At 40.7% G+C, this 22,089-nt stretch carries 15 protein-coding genes, 1 tRNA gene and 2 pseudogenes; 9 read left to right on the forward strand and 9 right to left on the reverse strand.

Going from position 1 to position 22,089, the window contains the following annotated elements; translation table 11 throughout:
• From NDI44_RS13335 to recQ, 5 genes and pseudogenes are all read right to left on the reverse strand, one after another.
• Positions 1–152 (reverse strand): annotated as a pseudogene (locus NDI44_RS13335) (IS701 family transposase); the annotation flags it as partial.
• A gap of 48 nt (positions 153–200) precedes the next feature.
• Positions 201–554, reverse strand: a pseudogene (locus NDI44_RS13340) (HEAT repeat domain-containing protein); the annotation flags it as partial.
• Positions 555–566: 12 nt separating this feature from the next.
• Positions 567–2,633 (reverse strand): HEAT repeat domain-containing protein, encoded by a 2,067-nt coding sequence (locus NDI44_RS13345; protein ID WP_190410274.1) that lies wholly within the window; start codon positions 2,631–2,633, stop codon positions 567–569.
• Between the two features lie 164 nt (positions 2,634–2,797).
• A complete protein-coding gene (locus NDI44_RS13350; RefSeq protein WP_190410275.1) occupies positions 2,798–3,610 on the reverse strand; it encodes a hypothetical protein in 813 nt (270 codons plus the stop codon).
• Positions 3,611–4,217: 607 nt separating this feature from the next.
• Positions 4,218–6,371 carry a DNA helicase RecQ gene (gene recQ, locus NDI44_RS13355; protein ID WP_190410276.1) on the reverse strand — a complete coding sequence of 718 codons (2,154 nt, stop codon included), beginning with the start codon at positions 6,369–6,371 and terminating at the stop codon, positions 4,218–4,220.
• 200 nt (positions 6,372–6,571) lie between these two features.
• Between recQ and NDI44_RS13360 the strand changes: the two genes are divergently transcribed.
• The 6 genes from NDI44_RS13360 to NDI44_RS13385 all read left to right on the forward strand — a co-directional run bounded on the left by NDI44_RS13360 (position 6,572) and on the right by NDI44_RS13385 (position 10,942).
• Positions 6,572–6,856 carry a DUF427 domain-containing protein gene (locus NDI44_RS13360; protein ID WP_190410277.1) on the forward strand — a complete coding sequence of 95 codons (285 nt, stop codon included), beginning with the start codon at positions 6,572–6,574 and terminating at the stop codon, positions 6,854–6,856.
• A gap of 154 nt (positions 6,857–7,010) precedes the next feature.
• On the forward strand, positions 7,011–7,793 hold the full coding sequence (locus NDI44_RS13365; protein ID WP_190410278.1) for an SDR family NAD(P)-dependent oxidoreductase: 783 nt from the start codon (positions 7,011–7,013) through the stop codon (positions 7,791–7,793).
• A 94-nt stretch (positions 7,794–7,887) separates the two neighbouring features.
• Positions 7,888–7,969: transfer RNA gene (locus NDI44_RS13370), tRNA-Leu, on the forward strand.
• A 79-nt stretch (positions 7,970–8,048) separates the two neighbouring features.
• Complete coding sequence (locus NDI44_RS13375; protein ID WP_242031381.1) at positions 8,049–9,287, forward strand: tyrosine-type recombinase/integrase; 1,239 nt, start codon at positions 8,049–8,051, stop codon at positions 9,285–9,287.
• A 259-nt stretch (positions 9,288–9,546) separates the two neighbouring features.
• Complete coding sequence (locus tag NDI44_RS13380) at positions 9,547–9,705, forward strand: ribbon-helix-helix domain-containing protein (RefSeq protein ID WP_190410279.1); 159 nt, start codon at positions 9,547–9,549, stop codon at positions 9,703–9,705.
• A gap of 100 nt (positions 9,706–9,805) precedes the next feature.
• Positions 9,806–10,942 (forward strand): virulence-associated E family protein, encoded by a 1,137-nt coding sequence (locus NDI44_RS13385; protein ID WP_190410280.1) that lies wholly within the window; start codon positions 9,806–9,808, stop codon positions 10,940–10,942.
• A 268-nt stretch (positions 10,943–11,210) separates the two neighbouring features.
• Here the strand turns inward: NDI44_RS13385 and NDI44_RS13390 are convergent, their stop codons facing one another.
• Positions 11,211–11,960, reverse strand: a complete 750-nt coding sequence (locus NDI44_RS13390) for an HNH endonuclease (RefSeq protein WP_190410281.1) — start codon at positions 11,958–11,960, stop codon at positions 11,211–11,213.
• Positions 11,961–12,932: 972 nt separating this feature from the next.
• Between NDI44_RS13390 and NDI44_RS13395 the strand changes: the two genes are divergently transcribed.
• The 3 genes from NDI44_RS13395 to NDI44_RS13405 all read left to right on the forward strand — a co-directional run bounded on the left by NDI44_RS13395 (position 12,933) and on the right by NDI44_RS13405 (position 17,281).
• On the forward strand, positions 12,933–14,297 hold the full coding sequence (locus NDI44_RS13395; RefSeq protein ID WP_190410282.1) for a hypothetical protein: 1,365 nt from the start codon (positions 12,933–12,935) through the stop codon (positions 14,295–14,297).
• A gap of 538 nt (positions 14,298–14,835) precedes the next feature.
• Entirely contained in the window at positions 14,836–16,299 is a 1,464-nt protein-coding gene (locus NDI44_RS13400; RefSeq protein ID WP_190410283.1) for a hypothetical protein, read from the forward strand.
• Positions 16,300–17,062: 763 nt separating this feature from the next.
• Positions 17,063–17,281 (forward strand): hypothetical protein, encoded by a 219-nt coding sequence (locus tag NDI44_RS13405; RefSeq protein WP_190410284.1) that lies wholly within the window; start codon positions 17,063–17,065, stop codon positions 17,279–17,281.
• 260 nt (positions 17,282–17,541) lie between these two features.
• On the opposite strand, the gene NDI44_RS13410 is transcribed toward NDI44_RS13405, so the two are convergent.
• From NDI44_RS13410 to hetZ, 3 genes are all read right to left on the reverse strand, one after another.
• Complete coding sequence (locus tag NDI44_RS13410) at positions 17,542–19,842, reverse strand: DUF3488 and DUF4129 domain-containing transglutaminase family protein (protein ID WP_199304691.1); 2,301 nt, start codon at positions 19,840–19,842, stop codon at positions 17,542–17,544.
• A 73-nt stretch (positions 19,843–19,915) separates the two neighbouring features.
• Positions 19,916–20,935 (reverse strand): hypothetical protein, encoded by a 1,020-nt coding sequence (locus NDI44_RS13415; RefSeq protein WP_190410285.1) that lies wholly within the window; start codon positions 20,933–20,935, stop codon positions 19,916–19,918.
• Positions 20,928–22,070, reverse strand: coding sequence for a heterocyst differentiation protein HetZ (hetZ, locus tag NDI44_RS13420; RefSeq protein ID WP_190410286.1), 1,143 nt, complete (start codon positions 22,068–22,070; stop codon positions 20,928–20,930). The genes NDI44_RS13415 and hetZ overlap by 8 nt, the downstream gene beginning before the upstream one ends.
• Positions 22,071–22,089: the final 19 nt, after the last annotated feature.

Raw genomic sequence — 22,089 nt, forward strand, 5'->3', positions numbered from 1 at the left:
TGAGACAGGTTTTTTCGTTCACTTTCCCCCAATAATCCGCTTATATAGTTCCTAAACTCCCGTTTTTGGGCTTGATGCGTCAATATATCATCAAAGCGTTTGCACCATCTATTGAAGCAAGGGGGCATGGCGGCGGGAGTTGTCTCTTTCATTTATCACACCATAACGTGAAATGGTTGCCATGCCTGTATTATAACTTTTTAGAGTCTTGTTTTTCGTTTAAGCACCGTTAATTCATAAGCTGCACTACAACGTACAACATAAGATTCATCTTGCAGAGCATCAATTAAAGCAAAGACTACTTCTTCTGACTCAGGAGCAATTTTCCCTAGAGACTCAACAATACTTTTACGAGCATGATGGGGATTTAGTCCTTGTGCTTCAGTAGTGTTTTTCATTGCTTTAATAAGGGCAGGAATAGTAGCTTTTGCACCTGAACCAATTTCTCCTAAAGCACGAGCAGACCAGCTCCGAACGGAGTCAGTCCGATCCTCCAGAGCTTCCATGAGGGCAGGAACTACAACTTGTAAATCTGAGCCAATACGTCCTAAAGCAAGGGCAGAACCCTAACGGACTATTTCATACTCATCCTTCAATGTTTCTAGCAGAACAGGAACAGCATCTCTTGCTCCTGAGCCAATTTTTTCTAAGGATGATGCAGCACCATAGCGTGTATTTTTTGATTGTTCGTTCTTCAGTGCTTCGATGAGAGCAGGAACAGCATCGGAGCCAATTCCTCCCAAGGCAGAGGCAATCATGTCAGTGTTGAACTGCAACGCCTTATCCTCAAACAGTGCAATTAAAGGCTGAATTGCTTCTTTTGCCTCTGAACCTATTTTCCCTAAAGTTGTGACAGTATCTCGACGTACACTTGCGTCAGGATCTTCTAATGCATTAATTAAGGCAGGAACAGCAGGCTTTGCTGCTGCACCAATTTCTCCTAAAGCAGCAAAAACTCTTTGACGGAGATATTGATTTTCACTCTTGATTAACTTAACGAGAGCAGGAACAGCAGGCTCTGAGGCTGAGCCAATTTTTTCTAAGGCAGAGACAACGCCGAATAAAGACCTTCCATCTTCTAGAGCTTCAACGAGTGCGGGAACAGCAGCTTTAGCTTCTGAACCAATCTCTGCCAAAGCATAAGCCGCTGGTTCCCGTATGTACCACTCTCCAAACCTTAAAGCATCAATTAGTGGGAGAACCGCTGCTTGACCAATTTTTCCCAATGCAGATGCAGCTTCCCTCGCACTTATTTGCTCTTTTTGCTTAAGGAGTTCAACTAAATCTGGTATTGCTGCCTCTGCTACTGAACCCATATCGCCTAACGTTTGTGCAGCTCTAAGATGGACATGTCGCTTCTGATCTTTCAAAAGCTCAACTAGAGCCGGAATTGCTGCTTGACCAATTTGGGCTAGCACAGGAGCAGCAATGCTGCGACGATTCTTACTTTCTCTCTTCAACTGCTCAGCTAATGCAGGAATTGCTTCTTCTGCTGCTGAACCAAATCTTCCTAATGCAAAAGCAGCGCAGTCACAAACAAATTCATCCTCATCCTCTAAAGCTTGACTTAGTACAAAAATCACATCTTTGGTTGCTAAACCAATATTTCCAAGAGCGGAAGCAGCATTTCCACGAACTGTCTCGTCCTCATCCTCTAAAGCTTTGATTAGTGCGGGGACTGCTTTTTGAGCTGGCATTCCAATCTTTCCTAGAGCTTCAGCAGCAGCATAACGATCTTCAACATCTGGGAGCGAGAGATTAGAAATCAAACGCTGGATGCGTTGATTCAGTTGCTCTTGCTTAAGAGTTTCTGAATTCAAAATCAAAAGCTGTGCTGAAGAATTAATCAATCCAATCCACTCTTTTACTGACTGTGGACGATTCTCTGGTTTCACCTCTAGTCCTTTGAGAATAGCAAAGTTAACCTGCTCACTGATATGTTGGTTGATTTCTTTAGGTGGCTTCAGCGGATAACCATAAATCGCTCTAGATATGGCACCTTCAGGTTCTTGTCCTGTTAGCAATTTGTACAAAGTTGCCGCTAACGAGTAAACATCCGTGTACGAACCTGGTTTAGCACGGCTCTCATATTGCTCAGGTGGAGAATAAAAATCTGTCCGATGTTCTGTGTGAGTCTGTGTCAAATCAGGAGTAAACTCGCGGGCTATTCCGAAGTCAATAAGAACGGCTTCATCCTTTCCTGCCCGCACCATAATGTTTCGTGGCTTTACATCTCGATGTAATAAACCGTTTTCATGAACAGTTATCAGAGCATCAGCGACTTGTCTGATGTATTTTAAAGCTTCAGATTCAGCCAATACGCCTCTGTAAGCTAAATCTTCTCCCTCTATGTATTCCATGACCATCCCCCAGGTCATCCCTTCTGTGATGAGTTCATGAACTCTTACCACATGGGGATGCTGACACTTTTGCAGTCTTAGCGCTTCGTTCGCAAAATCTTGCTGCCACTTATCAAAGTCATGGCTGTTTGGATCTATATCTTTAAGTATTTTGATGACAACTAAGTCACTGTTTTTATGCCTAGCAAGATAAGTTATGCCAAAACCACCCCCACCAATTTTTTGCTCAATGGTGTATTTGCCGTTTTGCAAAATATGTCCTGGAGTCCACATGATTGACTATCTAGAGATGTTTGATTACGTGAGAAAGATTGCCAGAGCAGTTCACTGCTTACGTCTTTTCACTCTAGGGAAGGAATAATAGTAGCGCTCACTTCATCAACTAACTTCCAACATAGCCATTCTTCATAAAGCTATCTCCATTTGTCATTAACTTTTTAATTTTGCGCCTGCTGAAATGCTTCTATCTTTTCCTTCCCCCCAGGAAGATCAGAGCCGACGACATAAAAATCTTGTGGATAAATCCAGTGGGTGCCTAGAGGCCCATGAATTTGAATTCCGGTCATGACGGCGTAGTTAAACACAGAGCGATCGAGAATATTTAAGAGGGCTTCGACATCGTCGGAAATAATTTTAGATGCCAACTTTGTAATCTCTATCAAATCGGGTTTGTCCCCATAGGTAAGGGCTGAAAGAATTTTCTGCCGGATAATTGTTTGTTCAATATCCTGCATATCCATTTCTAGTTTCAGATGACCAGATGCCAATTCTTTGACGACTGTTTCTAATGCTCCACAAGCATGGGAAACTTTTTGAACACCATCTCGATAAACCTTACCAATATCACCATGTCTAGAAATAGCGATATGGGGCATCGCATAGAAGGTAAAACGACGGATACCATCAACGATAGGGGTATGGTCAGTCGCAGCGGCTAACCCCGTTTTCCCCATCATGACGAACCCGGCTAAGCTGCAACAATTAAAAGTTTTCCCCCAGTATCGAATTACTTCAATGAATAGGGGTTCGGCGACTTCATCCCGACAAATTGCTATCATTCCCATCGTGTTTTCGTCACAAAAACCGTAGGAACTCAAGCTTTGGAAAGTCTTTCTCATGTACTTGCTCATGGGAAGTGCCCCTGGAAAGTGAGTTTGCAGCGTTTCATGAAATGCTGGAAACACGTTAGGGTCATATCCATTGAGCGTTTGGGGGATAGTTTCGCCAAGCTGATTGACGTGATGGGTCATCTCTTAACTTCTCCTAAAGAGCTTGCAAAATCCGTCATTGCGTAGCTTAAACTTAACTTCACACCCGTCCTTGAGGATTCGGGCAATATTATTGGTTTTAACACTAGATGAGTGAGAAAGCTCCTGTCCTTACCATTTAAAAGGTTGGTGAAGCCCTCCTGACTCCCTCAGCTAAAGCGTTTAACCACAAATTTTAGACGATCAACGATCAACCGTGACGTCGCCTCTTTAACCGATGCTTGACTATCAGACGAATGCTGCATCCGATTGAGCCAGCTATTCGGCTTCAAATTAGTTGTCTTTTTATACGTGATTTGGTGGCTTGATTGAAGTGCAACTGCACGCCCCAAACATTCCTAGTGAAGCCCTTTTCTTGCTTCATCTTGTCGAAGAACCCAACGGGCTTCAGGGAGTAACAGCCTACCTTCGGTTATGGCGATCGCCAATATCCTTTGAACACATTTCCCACATTGCACCATACCCCAAAAGTAGTATTTTTTGCCTACTAACCACTTCAGGAAACGAGAGGTAAGCTCTTACCTTGCGTACCTTTGCTCTTACCTTGCGTACCTTTGCGCTAACCTTTGCGTACCTTTGCGTTAAAAAATTAACCTTTATTCTCTCGTTTCCACAGTCCCCGCACCAGCCGAATCTCATCAAAAGTATAGATTTCCCCCAGAGAATCTCGAATCTTTGAGAGTGAAGTAGCACCCACCTCTTGAATTGCTTTTAAAATGGGTTCTTGACGTTCTAGGGGTACTAACGAGTTTAAATCAACAGGCTGATTCATCGAAATTAATTCTGCTAGATGATCTAAGATAGTGCCTATACGCAAGTTACGTTTTAGAGCAATTTCCTCAATGCTCAAACCTTGCCTATACAAATCCAGCGTCGCTAACTGGGTGTAGCTAGGGTGATTTTTTTGAGTAATTGCCGCAACAGAAGTGGACTTGAAAATTCCTTGTTCTTTACAATAAGTTTGGATTTCAGCAACAAATCTCTCACCATATTGAGCTAATTTATAATCTCCAACACCGGAAATTTTGCCAAATTCCGGTAAGCTTTTAGGTTGCATTTGAGCCATCAGCTTTAGCGTAGAATCTGCAAAGACGACGTAGGGAGGCACGGATTGCTCATCAGCAAGTTGTTTGCGAAGCTGGCGCAATTGTTCATACAGCATTTCTACTTCTACTGCCATTTGCGGCGATTCATCAATTGCAGTAACAATTGGAACGGCAATCTGCACCTCACGCTGACGCCGCAAAATTTCCCAGCTTAAAGCATTGAGCTTCAAGACAGAATAACCGTCAGTGGTTTGATCGACAAGTCCTTGATGCAAGAGCGATCGCCCTAACATCTTCCAATCTTCTACACTTTTATCAGTGCCGATGCCGTAGGTAGAAAGTTCCTGATGCCCATTCTGAGAAATCTTCTGATTTTTTGAGCCGCGCAACACATCAATAATGTAATTCATCCCGTATCTTTCTTTGCATCTGGCGACACAAGAAAGAAATTTCTGCGCTTCGATTGTCCAATCTTGCACAGGTTTAGGAAAACGGCAGTTGTCGCAGTTGCCGCAATTTCCCGCAAAACGTTCGCCAAAGTAACCCAATTGTATTGTGCGGCGACAGTCTGTACCTTCCGCATAATCAATTACTTGTCGCAATTGTTGACGGGCAATTCTTTGTTCTTGCGGGTCAGTTTTTTGGTCGATAATATACTCAATCGTCTTCAAATCGCCGTAGCCAAAAAAGACCGTACAACGCGCAGGTTCTCCATCTCTTCCTGCCCTTCCAGCTTCTTGATAATAACTTTCTAAATTGCGCGGCAAGTCGTAATGAATGACAAAGCGCACATCTGGCTTATTAATTCCCATGCCAAAGGCAACCGTTGCTACCATTACTCGCACGTCATCTCGAATAAAGCGAGTTTGATTAGAAGTCCGTTCTTCATCATCTAGCCCTGCATGATAAGGTAGCGCTGAGATGCCATCTTTTTGTAATCGAAAGGCAATTTCATCCACGCGGCGACGACTGAGGCAATAAATAATCCCGGAACCCTCAGTTGTGCGAATTTGTTTTAAGAGTTGGGAGTAAGCTTGTTTCTCTTTTGGCTGAACTTCGTAGTAGAGATTGGGGCGGTTAAAACTGGCAATGTGAATACTGGGTTGCCTGAGCGCCAGCTGTTGGATAATATCTTGACGGACGCGATCGGTAGCGGTGGCGGTAAGGGCTAAAAAGGGCACATTCGGATAGCGTTGGCGTAATTGTCGCAATTGCCGATATTCTGGGCGAAAATCATGTCCCCACTCAGAAACGCAGTGCGCTTCATCAATCGCAATCGAGTGAATTCCAATTTGGTGTTGCACCAAATCTAAAAAGGGCAAAAATTTTTCCCCCAAGAGTCTTTCTGGGGCAACGTAGAGTAGTTTGATGCGGCGATTGAGGATATCTTGTTCGCGCGATCGCACTTGTCCCCAACTGAGACTACTATTGAGAAACGTCGCGCCAATGCCGTTATCCCGTAACGCTTCCACTTGATCTTGCATCAAGGCAATCAACGGCGACACTACCACGGTTAAACCAGATTTCAGTAGGGCTGGTAGCTGAAAGCACAAAGATTTTCCTCCGCCTGTAGGCATCACAACCAGCAAATCCTGGTTTTGTAGCGCTTCTTCAATAATCTGACGTTGCCCTAGGCGAAAGCTGTCGTAACCAAAGAAATGTTTGAGTGCCTGTTCGAGAGAATGAAACTGGGGCATCTTCCGAAGGATGAAGGATGTTAGCAAAGCGGCGCATCCGCGCAGGATCAAAAGGATGAATGAAGAAATTCCGAATTCTCCGCAAGGGAGTTTCAGAGTGCTGTGGGCATCCAAAACTGCTGCCCGAAATTGGTTGCGCTAACGAGAGCCTGCTTTACGAATCATAATGATACTTGGAAAGTCTATTAGTAAATTAACCCATGCCGAAAGCAATCTGGAATGGTACGGTTTTAGCCCAAAGCGATCGCACCGAAGTCGTGGAAGGCAACCACTACTTCCCGGCTGATGCTATCAACCAGCAATATTTCAAAGATAGCGACACTCACACCAGCTGTCCTTGGAAGGGCAAAGCCAGTTATTATTCCATCGAAGTCGATGGGCAAGTCAACAAAGATGCGGCTTGGTACTATCCCCAAGCCAAGGACGCCGCCAAAAACATTGAAGGATACATTGCCTTCTGGAAAGGCGTCAAAGTCGAAGCATAAGCCAGTGGAGGCACGGCATTGCCGTGCCCCCAAGCCTGGAAGGAATTACCTATCACCTTGCACGATTCCAAACTACGTCTTCCAGAAGACGGATGTAGTGTCCCTTCCTTTGTTCAACCATCAATAGGAAACAGGTCAAAGCAGAGGAGGGGCAATGCAACTTGGTGACAAAGTAGCACTGATTACAGGTGCGGGTTCGGGCATCGGCAAAGCAGCAGCAGTGCTATTGGCGAAAGAAGGTGCAAAAATCGCAGCCTTAGGACGTACTGAAGACGAACTCAACGAAGTCGTTGCCCAAATCCAACAAGCCGGTGGAGAAGCCATCCCGGTACTCGCTGACATCTCCGAAACAGAGGAGATGCAACAAGCGGTGCAACAAGTCATAAATCAATGGGGACGCCTTGACATTGTATTTGCGAATGCTGGAATTAATGGCGTCTGGGCACCGATAGAAGAGCTAGAGCCAGAAGAATGGGACAAAACGATTAAAGTCAATCTGAGAGGCACGTTCCTCACTGTTAAATATGCCGTGCCTCATCTCAAGAAACAAGGCGGATCTGTCATTATCACCTCCTCCGTCAATGGCACGCGGATGTTCAGCAACAGCGGTGCGACAGCTTATTCCTGCACCAAAGCGGCTCAAGTCGCATTCACCAAAATGGTGGCGCTAGAACTAGCCAAACACCGCATCCGCGTCAATGTGATTTGTCCGGGTGCCATAGAAACCAATATTGACCAAAGCACCGAACGACGGAGCTTGGAACAAGCTCGTGAACCCGTGGAGTATCCGGCAGGAAAAATCCCGCTAACTGATGGTAAACCTGGCTCCTCTGAACAAGTTGCCAACCTAGTGCTATTTTTAGCCTCAGACGCCTCCAGCCTGATTAGCGGGACGGAAATGTGGATTGATGGTGCCGAATCCTTACTGGCTGGCTAAAACATCCCAGCCCCCCTTGATCGGGAGGGCAAGAACAAATCTCAGAAAATGCTGGTATTGGCGATAGTTTCTGCTATGATTGTAAACGCCATGAGCGGATGTGGCGGAATTGGCAGACGCGCTAGATTTAGGTTCTAGTTTCGCAAGAAGTGAAGGTTCAAGTCCTTTCATCCGCATTACATACAGTATAAGGGTTTCAGCTTGTTAATAGGGCTGGAACCCTTTTTACTTTGGTACTGAATTGACGATTTTTACTTGACTTTTGACTATGGCGTGACTATGATTGGCGTCAATGGTACTAGAATTCATAGTCAAAAAATGAACACAACACAGAAAGCTTCTAAAGGGTCTGTAGGTATCGAATCATTTCAAGAGCGCTTACGCTTGCGTCTCCCACGTCAGCTTTTTGGAGGTAAGCAAAAATACTTAACACTTGGTCTATCAGATACCTCAGAAAATCGTAAGTCAGCAGAAATCAAAGCACGCCAGATTGAACTAGACATCATTTCCGGAAACTTTGACCCAACCTTAGCTAAATACAAACCACAGACATATCTAACTCTTATAGAAACGATTAAACCCAAGCAAGCAATAACGTTATCTGATTTGTGGAATAAGTACACAGAGTACAGAAAGCCTTTGATTGCTGAGACAACACTACGAATTCAGTATGCTGCTGTACGTAATCACATTGCCAAACTGCCTACTAAAGATTTAAATGATTCGATTAAGATTCGAGATTTCTTAGTTGCCAATCTCTCGAATGATGCTGCACGACGTACCCTAACACAGATTTCAGCCTGTTGTGAATGGGCTTGCGACTCTTTTCTTATCACCAATAATCCGTTTCACGGAATGGCTAAGAAAATAAAGGTAGTAAAGGACGAAGTAGATACTATTGACCCATTTACTGCTGAAGAGCGCGACACAATTATTGCTGCTTTTGAACAACATCCTTACTATTGCTTTTACGCAGCATTTGTCAAATTCCTGTTTATGACTGGATGTCGTACTGGTGAAGCCGTTGGTATAAAGTGGAAGCATATTAGTCAAGACTGCAAACTGATTACATTCTGCGAATCCGTTAGCAGTCAGCTAAAAATCCGAAAAGATTGCAAAACTCACAAAACACGTAAATTTCCTTGCAATCCGTCTTTACAAGCATTGTTGCTGAGTATTAAGTCTGAGAACTGCGATCCAGAATCATTAGTATTTCCTAGCAAACGCGGGGGTGAAATACGTTCAGGTCATTTTATTGATAGTGCTTGGAAGGGTCGCGGAGATAGAGGAGTTGGAATCGTAATGCAACTTGCTCAAGACGGGAAGATCAGCCGCTACCGAACTCAATATACTACTCGTCATACATTCATTACACTTTGCTTAGAAGCTGGGGTTACACCAGTACAAGTAGCTAAATGGGTAGGAAATACCCCTGAGATCATCATGAAGCATTACGCAGGTACAACTCTACAGATGCAAGTACCAGAGTTCTAAAATTCACTAACTATAACCTATAGAGGAGCGTAGAAAAAACTACTCTCCTTTTTCTATGTCTTCTATTTAGTCAATTTAATTGCTTCCTTTTAAAAGAAATCTACATCTAATTATCTTTATATAGATTCTCCTATAAAAACTATTTGCATCTAAATAAATGGCTTTACTTTTAGATATAAATCCTTAACTAATAAAGTAGAAAATATTAGAAAAAATAATTATAATGAAAATATAAGAAAACCTATTAAAAACAAAAAATATGAAAAGAAGGTTATTAACTGACTGGAAACCAATTACAGCAGCTATTCCATTTGAAACTATCGAAAAATTAGATGAAACAGCGGATAAACTTAAAGTAACTAGATCAATTGTTATTCGTGCTGCTTTAGATCAATACTTAGAAAAACAAGTTTTATAAAAATCCTAATTTCATAGTTCAAAAAAGCCAGACAACTAATATTGCTGGCGTTTATAAAAATTTATATTTTTATTACTAATTATTACATTCAAATTATATCATGAGCAAGGAATATATTCTAACTAAACAAGTTATAGACACTCATTTCTCTTCTAGATTAAAATATCATAGCGTAACTAAAGATATTTATTTGGACAATAAAATTTTTGACATTGCTGAATTTAGAGCGGAAGTATATAAAAATCACAACATCGTTCTAGACAAAGATACGTATATTTATGAAAATGCTTATTTAGCTGCAAAGAATAATCTTTTTAATCCTTTAAAAGATTATTTGGATAGTTGTATTCAAAAGTATCTAGATGTAAATCATCAGCAAGTTTTTGATGAATTAAGTGAAAAAGGATTACATATAGATCCATCTTCAATCGAAGCAAAATATTTATTTAAAACTGTAGTAGGTGCAGTTAAAAGAGTATTTAAGCCAGGATGTCAATTTGATACTGTGCTTATACTTAAAGGTGGTCAAGGTTTTTACAAAACATCTTTTTTCAGAGAACTTGCTAGTCAAGAATGGTTTACTTCTACCAATCTTCAGAATTATAATAAAGATGAATTAATGACTTGTCACAGCAAATGGATGATCGAATTAGGAGAATGTGATGAAACTCTTAAACCTCATTTAATGAGTAAATTAAAATACTTCATTACTACACAAGAAGATACATTTAGAAAACCTTACGATAGAAATGTTATTACAGCAAAACGTTCATTTATTCTTGTAGGTACTACTAATAAAGATCAGTTTTTAGTAGATCCAACAGGAAATAGAAGATTTTGGGTTATTGACATTAATCAAAAGATTGATATTGATTGGATTAAACTAAATAGAGATTTAATTTGGGCAGCAGCAGTTAAAGCATATAACCATAATTATCCTGTCTATCTAAATGAGACTGAACAGCAGATTAGTAATGCTATGAACATGAATCATCAAGAATCCGATATGTGGAAGGACTTAGTAATTAATTGGATATCGCAACAAAAAGAGCCATTTACATTATCTGATATTTTAGTTCAAGCTATCGGTAAAGAACCTAGAAGCTGGAAACGTTCCGATGAGACTCGTGTTACATCTATATTGGAATCTATAGGATTAGACAAACCTGATAAAGCTACGAGAGTCAATGGTAAATCTGGGAAATATTGGCATCCTAGCAACTTAGCTCTTGTGTAACTAGCTAATTGTTTAGTTACAAGTCAGTTACAAGCTGGAACTCCTATGATTAAAGGGTTTCAGCTTTTTTGTAACTATGTAACCATGTAACTGAAAAATGGAACCTTTTTTCAATAAATAAAGTTAGTAAAATATTAGTTACACCAGTTACAGTTACATAAATGATTGAAACTATTATTAGGACTAGATTATAGAAAATACTATCTAGTTACATCGCAGTTACATCAGTTACACCATGAAACAGAAATATGTATATACTTCAGCTCTTCTAGGAAGTCTTATAAAGACTGCTACTGTTTTGGCAAAGTATTTTTAACTCTTCAATAGAGAGCCAAGGTCGTTTCCTATGCAACATCCTATGACAGTTAGAACAAACAAGAGCTAAATCTTCAATCCTAGCTTTATGCTTATCTTCAAGCTCTGATACTGGCTTTATATGATGACACTCAATATAATCTTGTCCTAATTCTCCATAGGTACAAGAGAAATCAAAGTTACAGACATCACATCTAAGTGTACCTACTTCTTTCTTGCGTTTCTCTTTTGCTTTCTTTACTAAGCTCTGACTTCTTTCTCTTGTTCTGTGTATACGGTATAATACTTTACCTTCAGGAAATTCTTCTTCATCTTCATCGGTAAATACCCTATATGTATCATGTATTTCAGCTTTATTCTCTAAAACTGATTCAGTAATTAACTTAGCTATTTGCCTTAATTGGGTTTTATCAGATGAGAACTCTTCCCATATAATCTCTTCAAGCTTCCCTCCTGCACTTAGTCCTTTACCTTGATAATTAGGATCAAGTCTTAGAAAGTTACATAATTTCATGTAGACACCATTAGGGTTCCTAAACCTTTCTTGATCGGGACGTTCAGTATGTATTGGTAATCTATTAAGAATGTCGCTTAATGTAATTAGCTCAGGATGTGTTTGACTAATGCTGTATGGAGGATAACGAAAATAAAAGTCTAAAGCCAGAATTAATTCATCACGTTGCCAAGGTGGATTGCGTTTCATCCTGCTCTCTCCTAGCGATTTTATAAAAGCTAAATTCACAAACACCATGACTCATTCTTTTGAATCATCTCCTGAGTTTCATCTAGAGGTGATTTTGGGTCATCAAGCTTATCAGTACAGAATTATAAGTGAACTTTGTCTAAACCTAAATTTACATCACCTATACGTATCTCTATACTGACCTTTCCTTTTCCTGAACTTCAATGATTTCTGTCGATATTCAACTGAATAGGGTTTTATGCTGATTTTTATAATTGATAGGCTCGAATCATAGTATATTTCATAGATGTGAGAAATGTTATAAACTCAATAAGATAAATTGAGTTTGACTGGGTATGTATTAATCATTAAAAAACTCAAGTTGTATTTTTATCTACATAAATATGACTTAGGAATTTTTCTACTTGTATACTTTGGTTATAGTAATTTATTTTGACTAATAGATTCTATGCATCACAAACAAATAAAATTACTAAAAAATTTGATCAAAAATTTTCAAAATAATTTTTAAGGATAAATACTTATCCCCACTAAGCATAAATACTCATTATGTAGCGGGTTTAGCCTTATTTGGGTATAGCAGTGGTAAAAGCAAAGCTGATTTACGAAAAATCAAGGGTTTTGGGGCGATCGCCTATTCAGGTAGAAGGCTGAATATTTAATTGATTAAACCACTGAACGGCTGAAACCCTCACAAAATAAAGCTTTCAGGCTATTCTAACAGAAAGCCATAAAACCACATTAAAAACATTTTAGGTACTAGATGACCTAAAGCAAATTTCATGCCACTTAAAAGTGCTTATAGAGGCTAGGTACTTTTACTTAGGATCAATGGTTATGCTTTTAAAGACAGTGTGAACCGTAAAAATACGTGTTTCATAAATACTAAAGAATAATTTTCAGTAGAATTTACAATTTTTTAATTTCTTTATCTGTTGTATTTTATTACCACTATTAACTTAGAGTTTTAAAATGTCTGACGTTAAACCACAGAACTTATTGGAACTTTCTCAAGATAAACAATTAATTTTAAATCAGATAATAGAAAGATTACAAATTGATAGAACTTACCTACAGGAGAGTCCTAAGTTAATTTTTGGTAGTGTTGAGTTGATGAAAGAACAGGCTAATAAACTAATTGATATTGAAAATCAGTTGATGCACATAAACTATAAGGTAATTGCTGAAATTAAAAAACTTGAATCTAGAAATATAGTTGAGAATGTAGTTGTAAATGTAGTTGACAATGTTAGTAATACTGTTGATCGTACTGGAAAATTTGCCACTGGACTTGGTAAATTTGCATTAGGATTTAAACTAAAAGTAGTTACTATGCCAATCCCTGTTATATCAAATGTTGCCTCAGAAATAGGTCAAAACTTACTTGGAGATGGTGTTGATAACATGGTAAATGCTTTATTCGATAAAAGTAAAAAAGAAAGTAAAAAAAGCTTAGAACTTTCGGTGCTACTGTTTCTTATTAAGACAATCAACCTACTAATATCTGAAAATAGCAAGGTAAAAAGTTTAGCAGAAGAGTGCCTCAAGAACCCTAAGTTAAGGAAGCAGTTAGAGAAAAAACAACTAAGAAAAGAGTTTTTGAAGAAAAACTTAACGTTAATAATACTTTTAACATTTGCAAGTTTTATAAGTTTAAATGCTATTGTTTCAGAATTAAGGCGAATTCAATATCAACCAATAGTTGCTACTAAAAATATAGACACTAATAACAATGAAAGTGAAGCAATTGAAAATACAAATATATTATCCCAAAGTTTTGATAATCAAAAACAGGTAGTATCTAATATAGAGACTACTAATAAAATTTCAGAAAATCCTAATGTAAATGATGAATTACTTTCTGACAACCTAAAACTAGAAGCTGCACAAAAGAAAGCTATGGAAGCTTCTATTATTGCTCAAAATCCACCTCATTCACTGGAGGTTTGGCAACAGGTAGAATCTAAATGGCAGGAAGCGATCGATTTATTAGAAGTAATTCCTCCAAATTCACCTATCTATATTAAAGTAAAAGATAAACTTACTGCTTATCAACAAAATCATTCTATTATTAGTCAAAGAATTTTAATCGAACAGAAAGCAGCAGATAACTTAAAAACTGCTCAAGAGTTAGCATATGAAGCTGCTGTGATTGTTCAAAAACCTTATTCTATAGAAATATGGTTAAAAGCTCAATCAAAGTTGAAACAGTCAATTAATTTATTAAGTCTTATTCCTCAAGGAACATTTGTAGAATCTATAGCTAAAGAGAAGCGTATTACTTATCAAGCTAATTATGCTGTAATTAGTAGTAAATTAAAAAGCTATAAAAAATAGCTTGTAAATAACCATTTTAATCACAGCTAATATTTTAGGAGACTGTGAATTTATAGATTCTGTAAGTCCTTATAGAAAACATTTTTGATTTCTGCTGTTCGTCATCAACAATGTTTTTCAATTGTCAAATATACACTTTGCTCTATTCTAGAATAAGCATTTATATAAAAATATAGTTAATGTTTTCACCAATCCTATACACTTTTTTATATCCAGCTTGTTAAAATAAATCTTGCAAAAACATAGATTAATAGATTTTATGAGTAGCCAAAGTAAGACTTTGAGGAGTATTTAAACACTAATTTTTATCTATGCCTGTCTGATTAAATTCAGTTTTAAAGTTTATGTATATGTATATGTTTGACAAACTTAAGCTTCATCAATTTCTATATAAACCAGAAATAAAAAGGCGATATACACAAAGTAAATGATATCAATCATCAATATTTGTGATATTAATCACAAGAGCGAATAGTAACTGTAACTTTAAATTTGGGAATACTGCTAAAAGACGTACTAGACTTGGGAATTATAAACGATGGATAAGGCAATATCAATCTTGGGAGAAACTTTTGAAGAAGATATTATTAAAGCAAAAGATATTACGAAAGATGAATATGAACAATATATAAAGTTAGGCTTAATTTGTCCAGAATGTTATCTGCCTGTTTATTTTAGAGATGCTGCTACAGCACATTTTGCACATTTTCCTAATCTTCCAGAGTCTTGTCCAAGAGAAGAAAGCTCTCTATGTCAAACTTATTTAAGAAACGACAATATATTTAGAGGACAAAGTATAGAAAAATTTAAAGATGCTTTTTGGAATATTATAAAAAAGCGCAATCTCAATTTTGAAAAACAAGTTGATAAAGTTAAAAAAGTCAAACTATTAAATAACAAAAACATTACAAATATCGCAGCTATTGAAAAATATTGCAGGAATAATTGTAAAAATGAAGAAAATTTTAAAAAAATATCTACTAAAATAAAAAATGTTATTAATTTTTTGTATAAAACATTCGCTTCTGATTTTCTCACAGCATTGATTCACTACAGCATTTATAAGTGTAAAGAAGAAGCTAATAGTAGTAGCTTGAGAGAATGGATAAACAGTGACAATTTAGATATTTTGAAATCTCAAGTTATTAGCAAGTTATTGGAAATTATTGTATTAACGTTTGGTATCAGAGAAGATACTACACACACTATACTAAGAAAAGTATCAAGAGTTGTACCAGAATCTACAGGAATAGCAGAAGTTACTGAAGTTGTACCAGAATCTACAGGAATAGCAGAAGTTACTGATGATAACAAAAAAAAGATTAAACCTTTCCGCAAGTCATTCACGGTTACAGGTAACTCAGTATTTTTTCTATCCCACGTCACCCACGAAAAACGTCCGACAGTTTACCAACTTAACACAAAGGTTGAAACTGTATTTAAAAATAGAGTCAAAGACCGCCCACAATTATGCTTTATAGTAGAAGCGTTATATGGTGGAAAGCAGCGACCAAAAACAGCTTTCTCTATTCAGTTCTTTGAAGATTCCCATTTTTTCTATTCAGAACCACAGCCTAAAGATGTCAATCATATTGAGGACATAGTCAATGATTGGCTGACGTTTACTCAATCGTTTTATTCTGAAACTAGGGAGAAAATCTATTCGTTTAAACGGCTAGCGCAGGCAGTAAACGACGAGGATACGCCGATTTATTCGCTGTTAACTTTTATCCTGTTTACTCAGTTTCAACGACCAAAGTTTCAACTACCAAAAGCCGAACCGCTCAATTTATCGGACTTCTACGGTGCTTTGATCATTGCCTACCGAGCTGGCGTAAGCTTAGAACTTATAGAGAGTTGCTTCGGGCAAGATGAACAGGCAATAGAGGTGCTTAGAGGCTTTATTACAGACTCTGGATCTCAATCTAAGTATCTGGAGGGTAGTCTAGCTGATACAGAGTTGAAGAAAGCAATCTTTATAGACTTCACATCTGACATCTAGAACACGCAAATAAAGCTAAATTCTACCAATCTAGAGGGATACTTTACTTTTAATTAACTCTCTATTTTTCAATGTACATACTGAAAATTAACGGAGTTAAATCGATGTCAGTATGTCAATATTTAAAATATAGAAAGACAATCTAAAGATTGAGTATGCTTTAAAGGCTCTTAGTGAATAGTGTTTTAACAATGAGAATACTATAGTCAAACTTATTTATTTCCTAGCAATTATTGAAATAGTAAAAATCATTATAGTTTAATAAAAACTTTGAAAATAATATTACTGATTCTTTTATTGTTAATGTATCCCTATAATTACACAATTTATAGGCATATTGTGATTATTCATTAATTTATTACATATTCATGTATAACAGTATGTTCTACTTTTGTAAGCTAATTGTAGATACTGTGTGTGTATTTAATCCCAATAATATTGTGTTAGAAGCTTGAATTTCTGTTGTTTACATCAGTTGTATGTGTCTTTCTATAGCAGAAATTGTAAAATTACATCTGCTATGTGTATACAGCAATTATGTGTTTGTAGTTATAGAGCTATTGGATTTATATATGATTAGCACTCAAGAACTGATGATCAGGAGTATAGATACAGATAAGCCATAGTTCTGTTAGAGCTATCTGTACTTCCTCTAGAATCGTCTGTAAGGCACGATATAAGCTTATTAGGTACACTGGGAAAGAAAAAGTTGTTTTAGTGCTTTAGAGGCGCAAATAAGAGGTAGGTAGTTTTACTTATTAAAATGAATCAAGCGCAAGACTGGAAGCTACAGGAAACTGTAATAGCGATCGCTACTGATAAACCTGGTGAATGGATTTATAGTACATACCCCAATTGGAATGAAGCACGAAAAGCTGTCAATTCAGCACGTAGCCAAGGAAAAGCTGCTGTGATTTACGACGGAGCTTGTCCACCAACACCTCCGGATTTTAGCTTAATGACCCGTTTGACTATGAAATGACTATATATTAGATTGACTATTATTGACTATCCTTGCAAATCAAGGGTTTCAGGCTTTTTGCAGCTAGATTTAGGTTCTAGTTTCGCAAGAAGTGAAGGTTCAAGTCCTTTCATCCGCATGAGTGATGATAGATAACTCCGTAACTAACCGAGGCTTTTAGCCTCGGTTTTGTTTTGAGTGGGTTGGGTAGGACGGAGTCCGAGGCGAAGCCATCGCGATTTCCAGTTCAACGGCAAATAGCGATCGCAACCCGAAAAATATTATGGAGTCTTCAGCTTTAAATCTTGGCGCTGCTGCCAACGCTTCTTCAACTGAGATTTTTTCAACTCTCGCAGCCGCAGCCGCAACTGATTGACATTGGGATTCTGTTTCCCATAGCGCCAACTGACATAAGCTTGGGTAATCTCGTCAATTGCCTTAGCAGATTCTGGTGGCTGGTGTTGATACGCCAGATAAGCGTACTCCGAGGGCGTCTGGGCTGGATGTTTGGCATATCCCTGAGTGCGTAAATTTGCCAACATTTCCTGGTAAAGACTTTCCATCGGAGGCAGCTTCGCTAACCAGCGACGGTACAGCCATACACGCACCCCATTCCAAGCTAGCCAGCCCAAGAAACCCAGGCAAATCGCTAAGATGAGACCGGCGAACAAGCCCACCCACCCCCTGGATAATAGCGCCCACAGCCAGATGATTCCCCCAATCAGCCAGGTAGCGATCGCACCGAACACGTTATTCAGCCAACTGGTGAGTGGCGAAGGCAACCAACCAGCAACCCACTTCCAGAATTGGCGCAACACGCTAAAAGTTTGATCTTCTTCAATTGAAGGGGGAATGAGTGGATGCGTGGGAATCGGATCGAAAGCAAACCAACCGTTACTCGGAAAATACACCTCCGTCATCATATAGGCATCGGTGTTGCGGACGATGTATAAGCCAGTGAAAGGGTTGAACTCGCCAGGGGAAAAGCCCCCCACCAGTCGCGCTGGGATACCAATCGAACGCAGCATGATCGTGAGGACGCTGGAAAAGTGGTCTGGATAGCCGCCTTTGTACTTGAAAAGAAACGTTTCTACTAAGTCTTCGTTTTCATCCAAAAATGGCAAGCTATTGGGATCTGGTGGAATTGTGTAGTTTTGTTTGAGATATTGAGCCAAGTAGAGGGCTTTTTCGTAAGGCGAGGTGATGGGTTTTCTCGACTTCGCTAAGATTTCTTCCGTTAGCTGCCGCACTTTGTCAGCAATTTGCGGGGGAACTTGCAGATAGTAATTTCGGATGGGTTTGGAATAGTTAGTGGACGCCTGCCCCAAGCGAGTGCGATCGCGGTAAGGGACTTCTGAAACGACTGTGTAGGTGAGTCCTTCCTGCAACAGTCCAGGCGATCGCACGCTGCCTTCTGTATCCAGTGCCACTCTTTGCGTGGGATAGTAGAGTTCCTTAGGAAACGCCAGGGCTGGCAGCAGATTCGCCATATCAGACACCACCGTGTAGGTCTGAATCACTTCCCTAGTTTTCCCAGTAATGAACTGTCTGGGGATAAAAAATCGGTATGACCAAGGTGGACGTTCTACGGTCTGCGTTTGATTATTGCGGGAAATCTCCCACCCTTGACCCGTGTAGCGGTCGAACCCCAGCACCCGCCAAAATCCCTCTGACTGGGAACGTACCCGCATCAAAACCTTGGGCTTCATCTCTCCCCGCAGGTTCTGATTAATCTTGCTGTTAAAGCCGTAGTAAAAGGTATCATCGACATTGCCAGGACCAGTGTCTTGGTTTGACCCACCACCAGAACCTTCCTTACCCTGTCTACCAGGATTAACAATGCCACGGTTATTGTCAGGAAAATCCTTTTGGGCGAGATTGCTGGGGGCACTAACGGGAAATGTCTGTAGCTGATAGCTAGGAAACCGAGGCATCAGGGCGAAAATGGTCAGCCCCAGTCCTACAATCGCTAAAAAATTGATACTGAAAAACTTCCAATTAAAAATTGGGGAATTCCCCTTTTTTAATTTTTCATTTTTCATTTTTAAGTGTTCCAAACCGAGTCGCGAACGGTAATCTAGCACCAATACCGGCAGCCCGATGCCTAAGAACAAGAGCAATATAGGTGCAAAAGCGAACGTCTGGCTCACCGTCCCAGCAACACCCAACAAAATCAGCCCGATCACCATCGAATACCCCAAGTCCTTGCGACGAGGTAGATCGAAGCTGTGCAGCACTTGCAGATGAATTAACAACTCTGCCAGCACCAGCCGCGTATCGTTCAATTGACCGAACAGATTTCTCAAGAAAACTGCCAGTGCCACCAACATTCCAATCGCCAGTAAGAACTTCACTGGCACATTGCGATCGCGTCGTCGATACCAACTCCACGTCGCACCGGCAATGCTGAGCGGCACAGCCCACAAGCTAATCTGCGTCTCGGCTGCCACATCCGTCGCAATGATTCCTACCACCACGAGCGCCTGCACCAGCACCCGCAACAGAATGGATTCTTCCGTTTCGGGCATCGGCATCGCCGCTTGCCGCTGCCTAAACTGATTAAAAACTGGTAGACGCCGCATACTGGTGATTGGTCAATCGCTAATTGCTCATTGCTAATTGTTCTATCACAGTTAGCCATTCACCATTCGCCATTTAATTACCGACCGCGATCGCAAAAATCAGCGGTTGCCGATCGAGTTCCTGAAACTGAATCTCCAGAGGATAAGTCTGGTTGGCTTCCAAATCAAAGGATTCTACACTCAAATAGCCCGGATAAGTGCGCTGTGCCGTTGCCGAGCCTTGCGGGGTTCGTAAGGTTAACCTACCGCCGCGAGGCAAGCGCGTCTCAATCCGGCATCTGGGAACCCGCCCCTCTAACTGATATTCCGCCCTGAGAGTCATCAGTCCAACTGTCGTCTGCCACTGCCGCTCTACCGGCTGCCGATCCGGCGATACAGGCAGCGTCAGCGCGTTGATGATTTCTCTAGCCGCCAATAAGGACAGCGCCATTTGTTGGCTGTCTGTCGCCTCTTCATAACGATTTGTAAACAGTTGCTGCTCTTGAGGAGAACGGGTCGGATAGAGCAGCACCAATCCTGCTAACTGGTTCAGTGCCTGGGGTTGCCCTGGAAATAAGGCACTGGCAGCACGCACCATTTTTGCTCCCTGTTGCAGCGGCGACTGCATCGCCTCCTGGCAAGAGTTTAGCAGTTGTGTTAAAACCGTTTCGGGTAGGGTGACTGGCAGACTAAAGTTAGAAAGCTGCGGTGTCCATAGGGGAACCCAGCTGTTTGCTTGGCTGTCTGAATAGTCAGGTTCATAATTACGAATTTCCGTCTCCCAGGGAAACAGGGGCGGATTTCGTTCAATTTCTGTTTGTAGTTTGCGCTTCAAAAGCGCATGGAAACGATTTTGCACAGTCGGTATTTCTCCTCCCAAGTTGAGTGGTTGACAGCCTTGGGTCGCTTCACCGAAGTGGTCGGTCACTACGCTCAAGTCTTCTGAATCCAGTGGGTCTAACGCATCCAATTCCAGCTCTGCCGCCACCAAGTCGTCTGTAGGAGCAGGCGGCTCTTGGGGTGGTGGCGCTGCTAGAGGATCGCCATCCTCTAGCAGACTTGCCAGAAAGCGGTTTTCGATCGCTTCGGAATTGTTGTCTAGGTCACTATTCATCTTGAGATGCACTTGCTCCGGATACTGAACGATTGCGAATTTCCCAGGCAATCTCTAGCAGCTTGAACCACCGCTTCTCAACCTGGGAGACCGTACAACCCAAAGTTTGAGCGATCGCTGCATTTGGGAATCCCTGTTGCTTTAATCGTAGTAATTCCGCCTGCTCTTGGCTCAGCATTCCTTGAAATGTTTGCCACTGTTGCGGCGTCAAACCCAAATTCCGTTCTAAATCCGCTTCCAACCACTGATGCACCAGTTCCCATCGCTGGGAAAGAGCAAATCGAATCAAATGATATTTGAAGCGTTGCTGCAAATAATCCCTTTGGCGCGGCGTCAAACCTAAAATTGCTTCAATTTCCCCGGCGGATAAATCTTTCAGACGCAAAGTAAAATAATCGGCGCATTCAGTTTGCTGGCGCTCTTTCAGATAAGCCAGCAACTCCTTAATCACCGTCTGGCGCAGACTTTTTTCAAGAGGTTCGGATTCGTGAGCAACCATCGCCTCCCGCACCTGCTGCACCGTCGCTTCATTCCAAACCGAGTCGGAATCAGTGGCAGATCCCTCTGCCGCCTGCTCCATATCTACGGAAGTTTCCGGGGGTTGCTGTTGCGAAAAAGTTTGGGCCCGCAGGATGATTAATTGCTGAGTGCGATGACCAGGCAAAGGAATGCGCCGCTTGCCGTAGCGCTCGGCAAAAGCCATATACTCTGCCAGTTCCAACAAAGTATGAGGACGATACGCCGGACCCATGCCGCTTTCTCGTCGAAATGCATTTAAGGACTCAGCATAAAATCCCTGTAAGAAATCTTCTATCAGAGTTAGCCGTGCCTGGTAGCTCGTAGGCACCTGCGACGGTGTAATGTAGCGATAGATAATCGCACTCAGGGTGCTGTGTAATTCCACCCGTCCCCGGTGTGCCCCCATTTGGTAATAATGAAGACATTGCTTCAGGCGGAGACGAGCCAGTGTTATTGCCCAGGTTTCGATGTCTCCTGAGTCCTGGATTCGCTTACTCTCAGTGCAAATCCGACCGACTTCGCTAGCTATCCGCGCCGCAACCTCACGACAGTTCTGCTCCGAAGCCTTGGATGACTGTCGGAGTTCGTTAAATAGTAGTTGAAAGATTGCGTCCACCACTCCCTGGTAGATTTCC

Source organism: Trichocoleus sp. DQ-A3 (assembly GCF_039961975.1).
In the GTDB taxonomy this organism is placed as follows: Bacteria; Cyanobacteriota; Cyanobacteriia; order Cyanobacteriales; family FACHB-T130; genus FACHB-T130.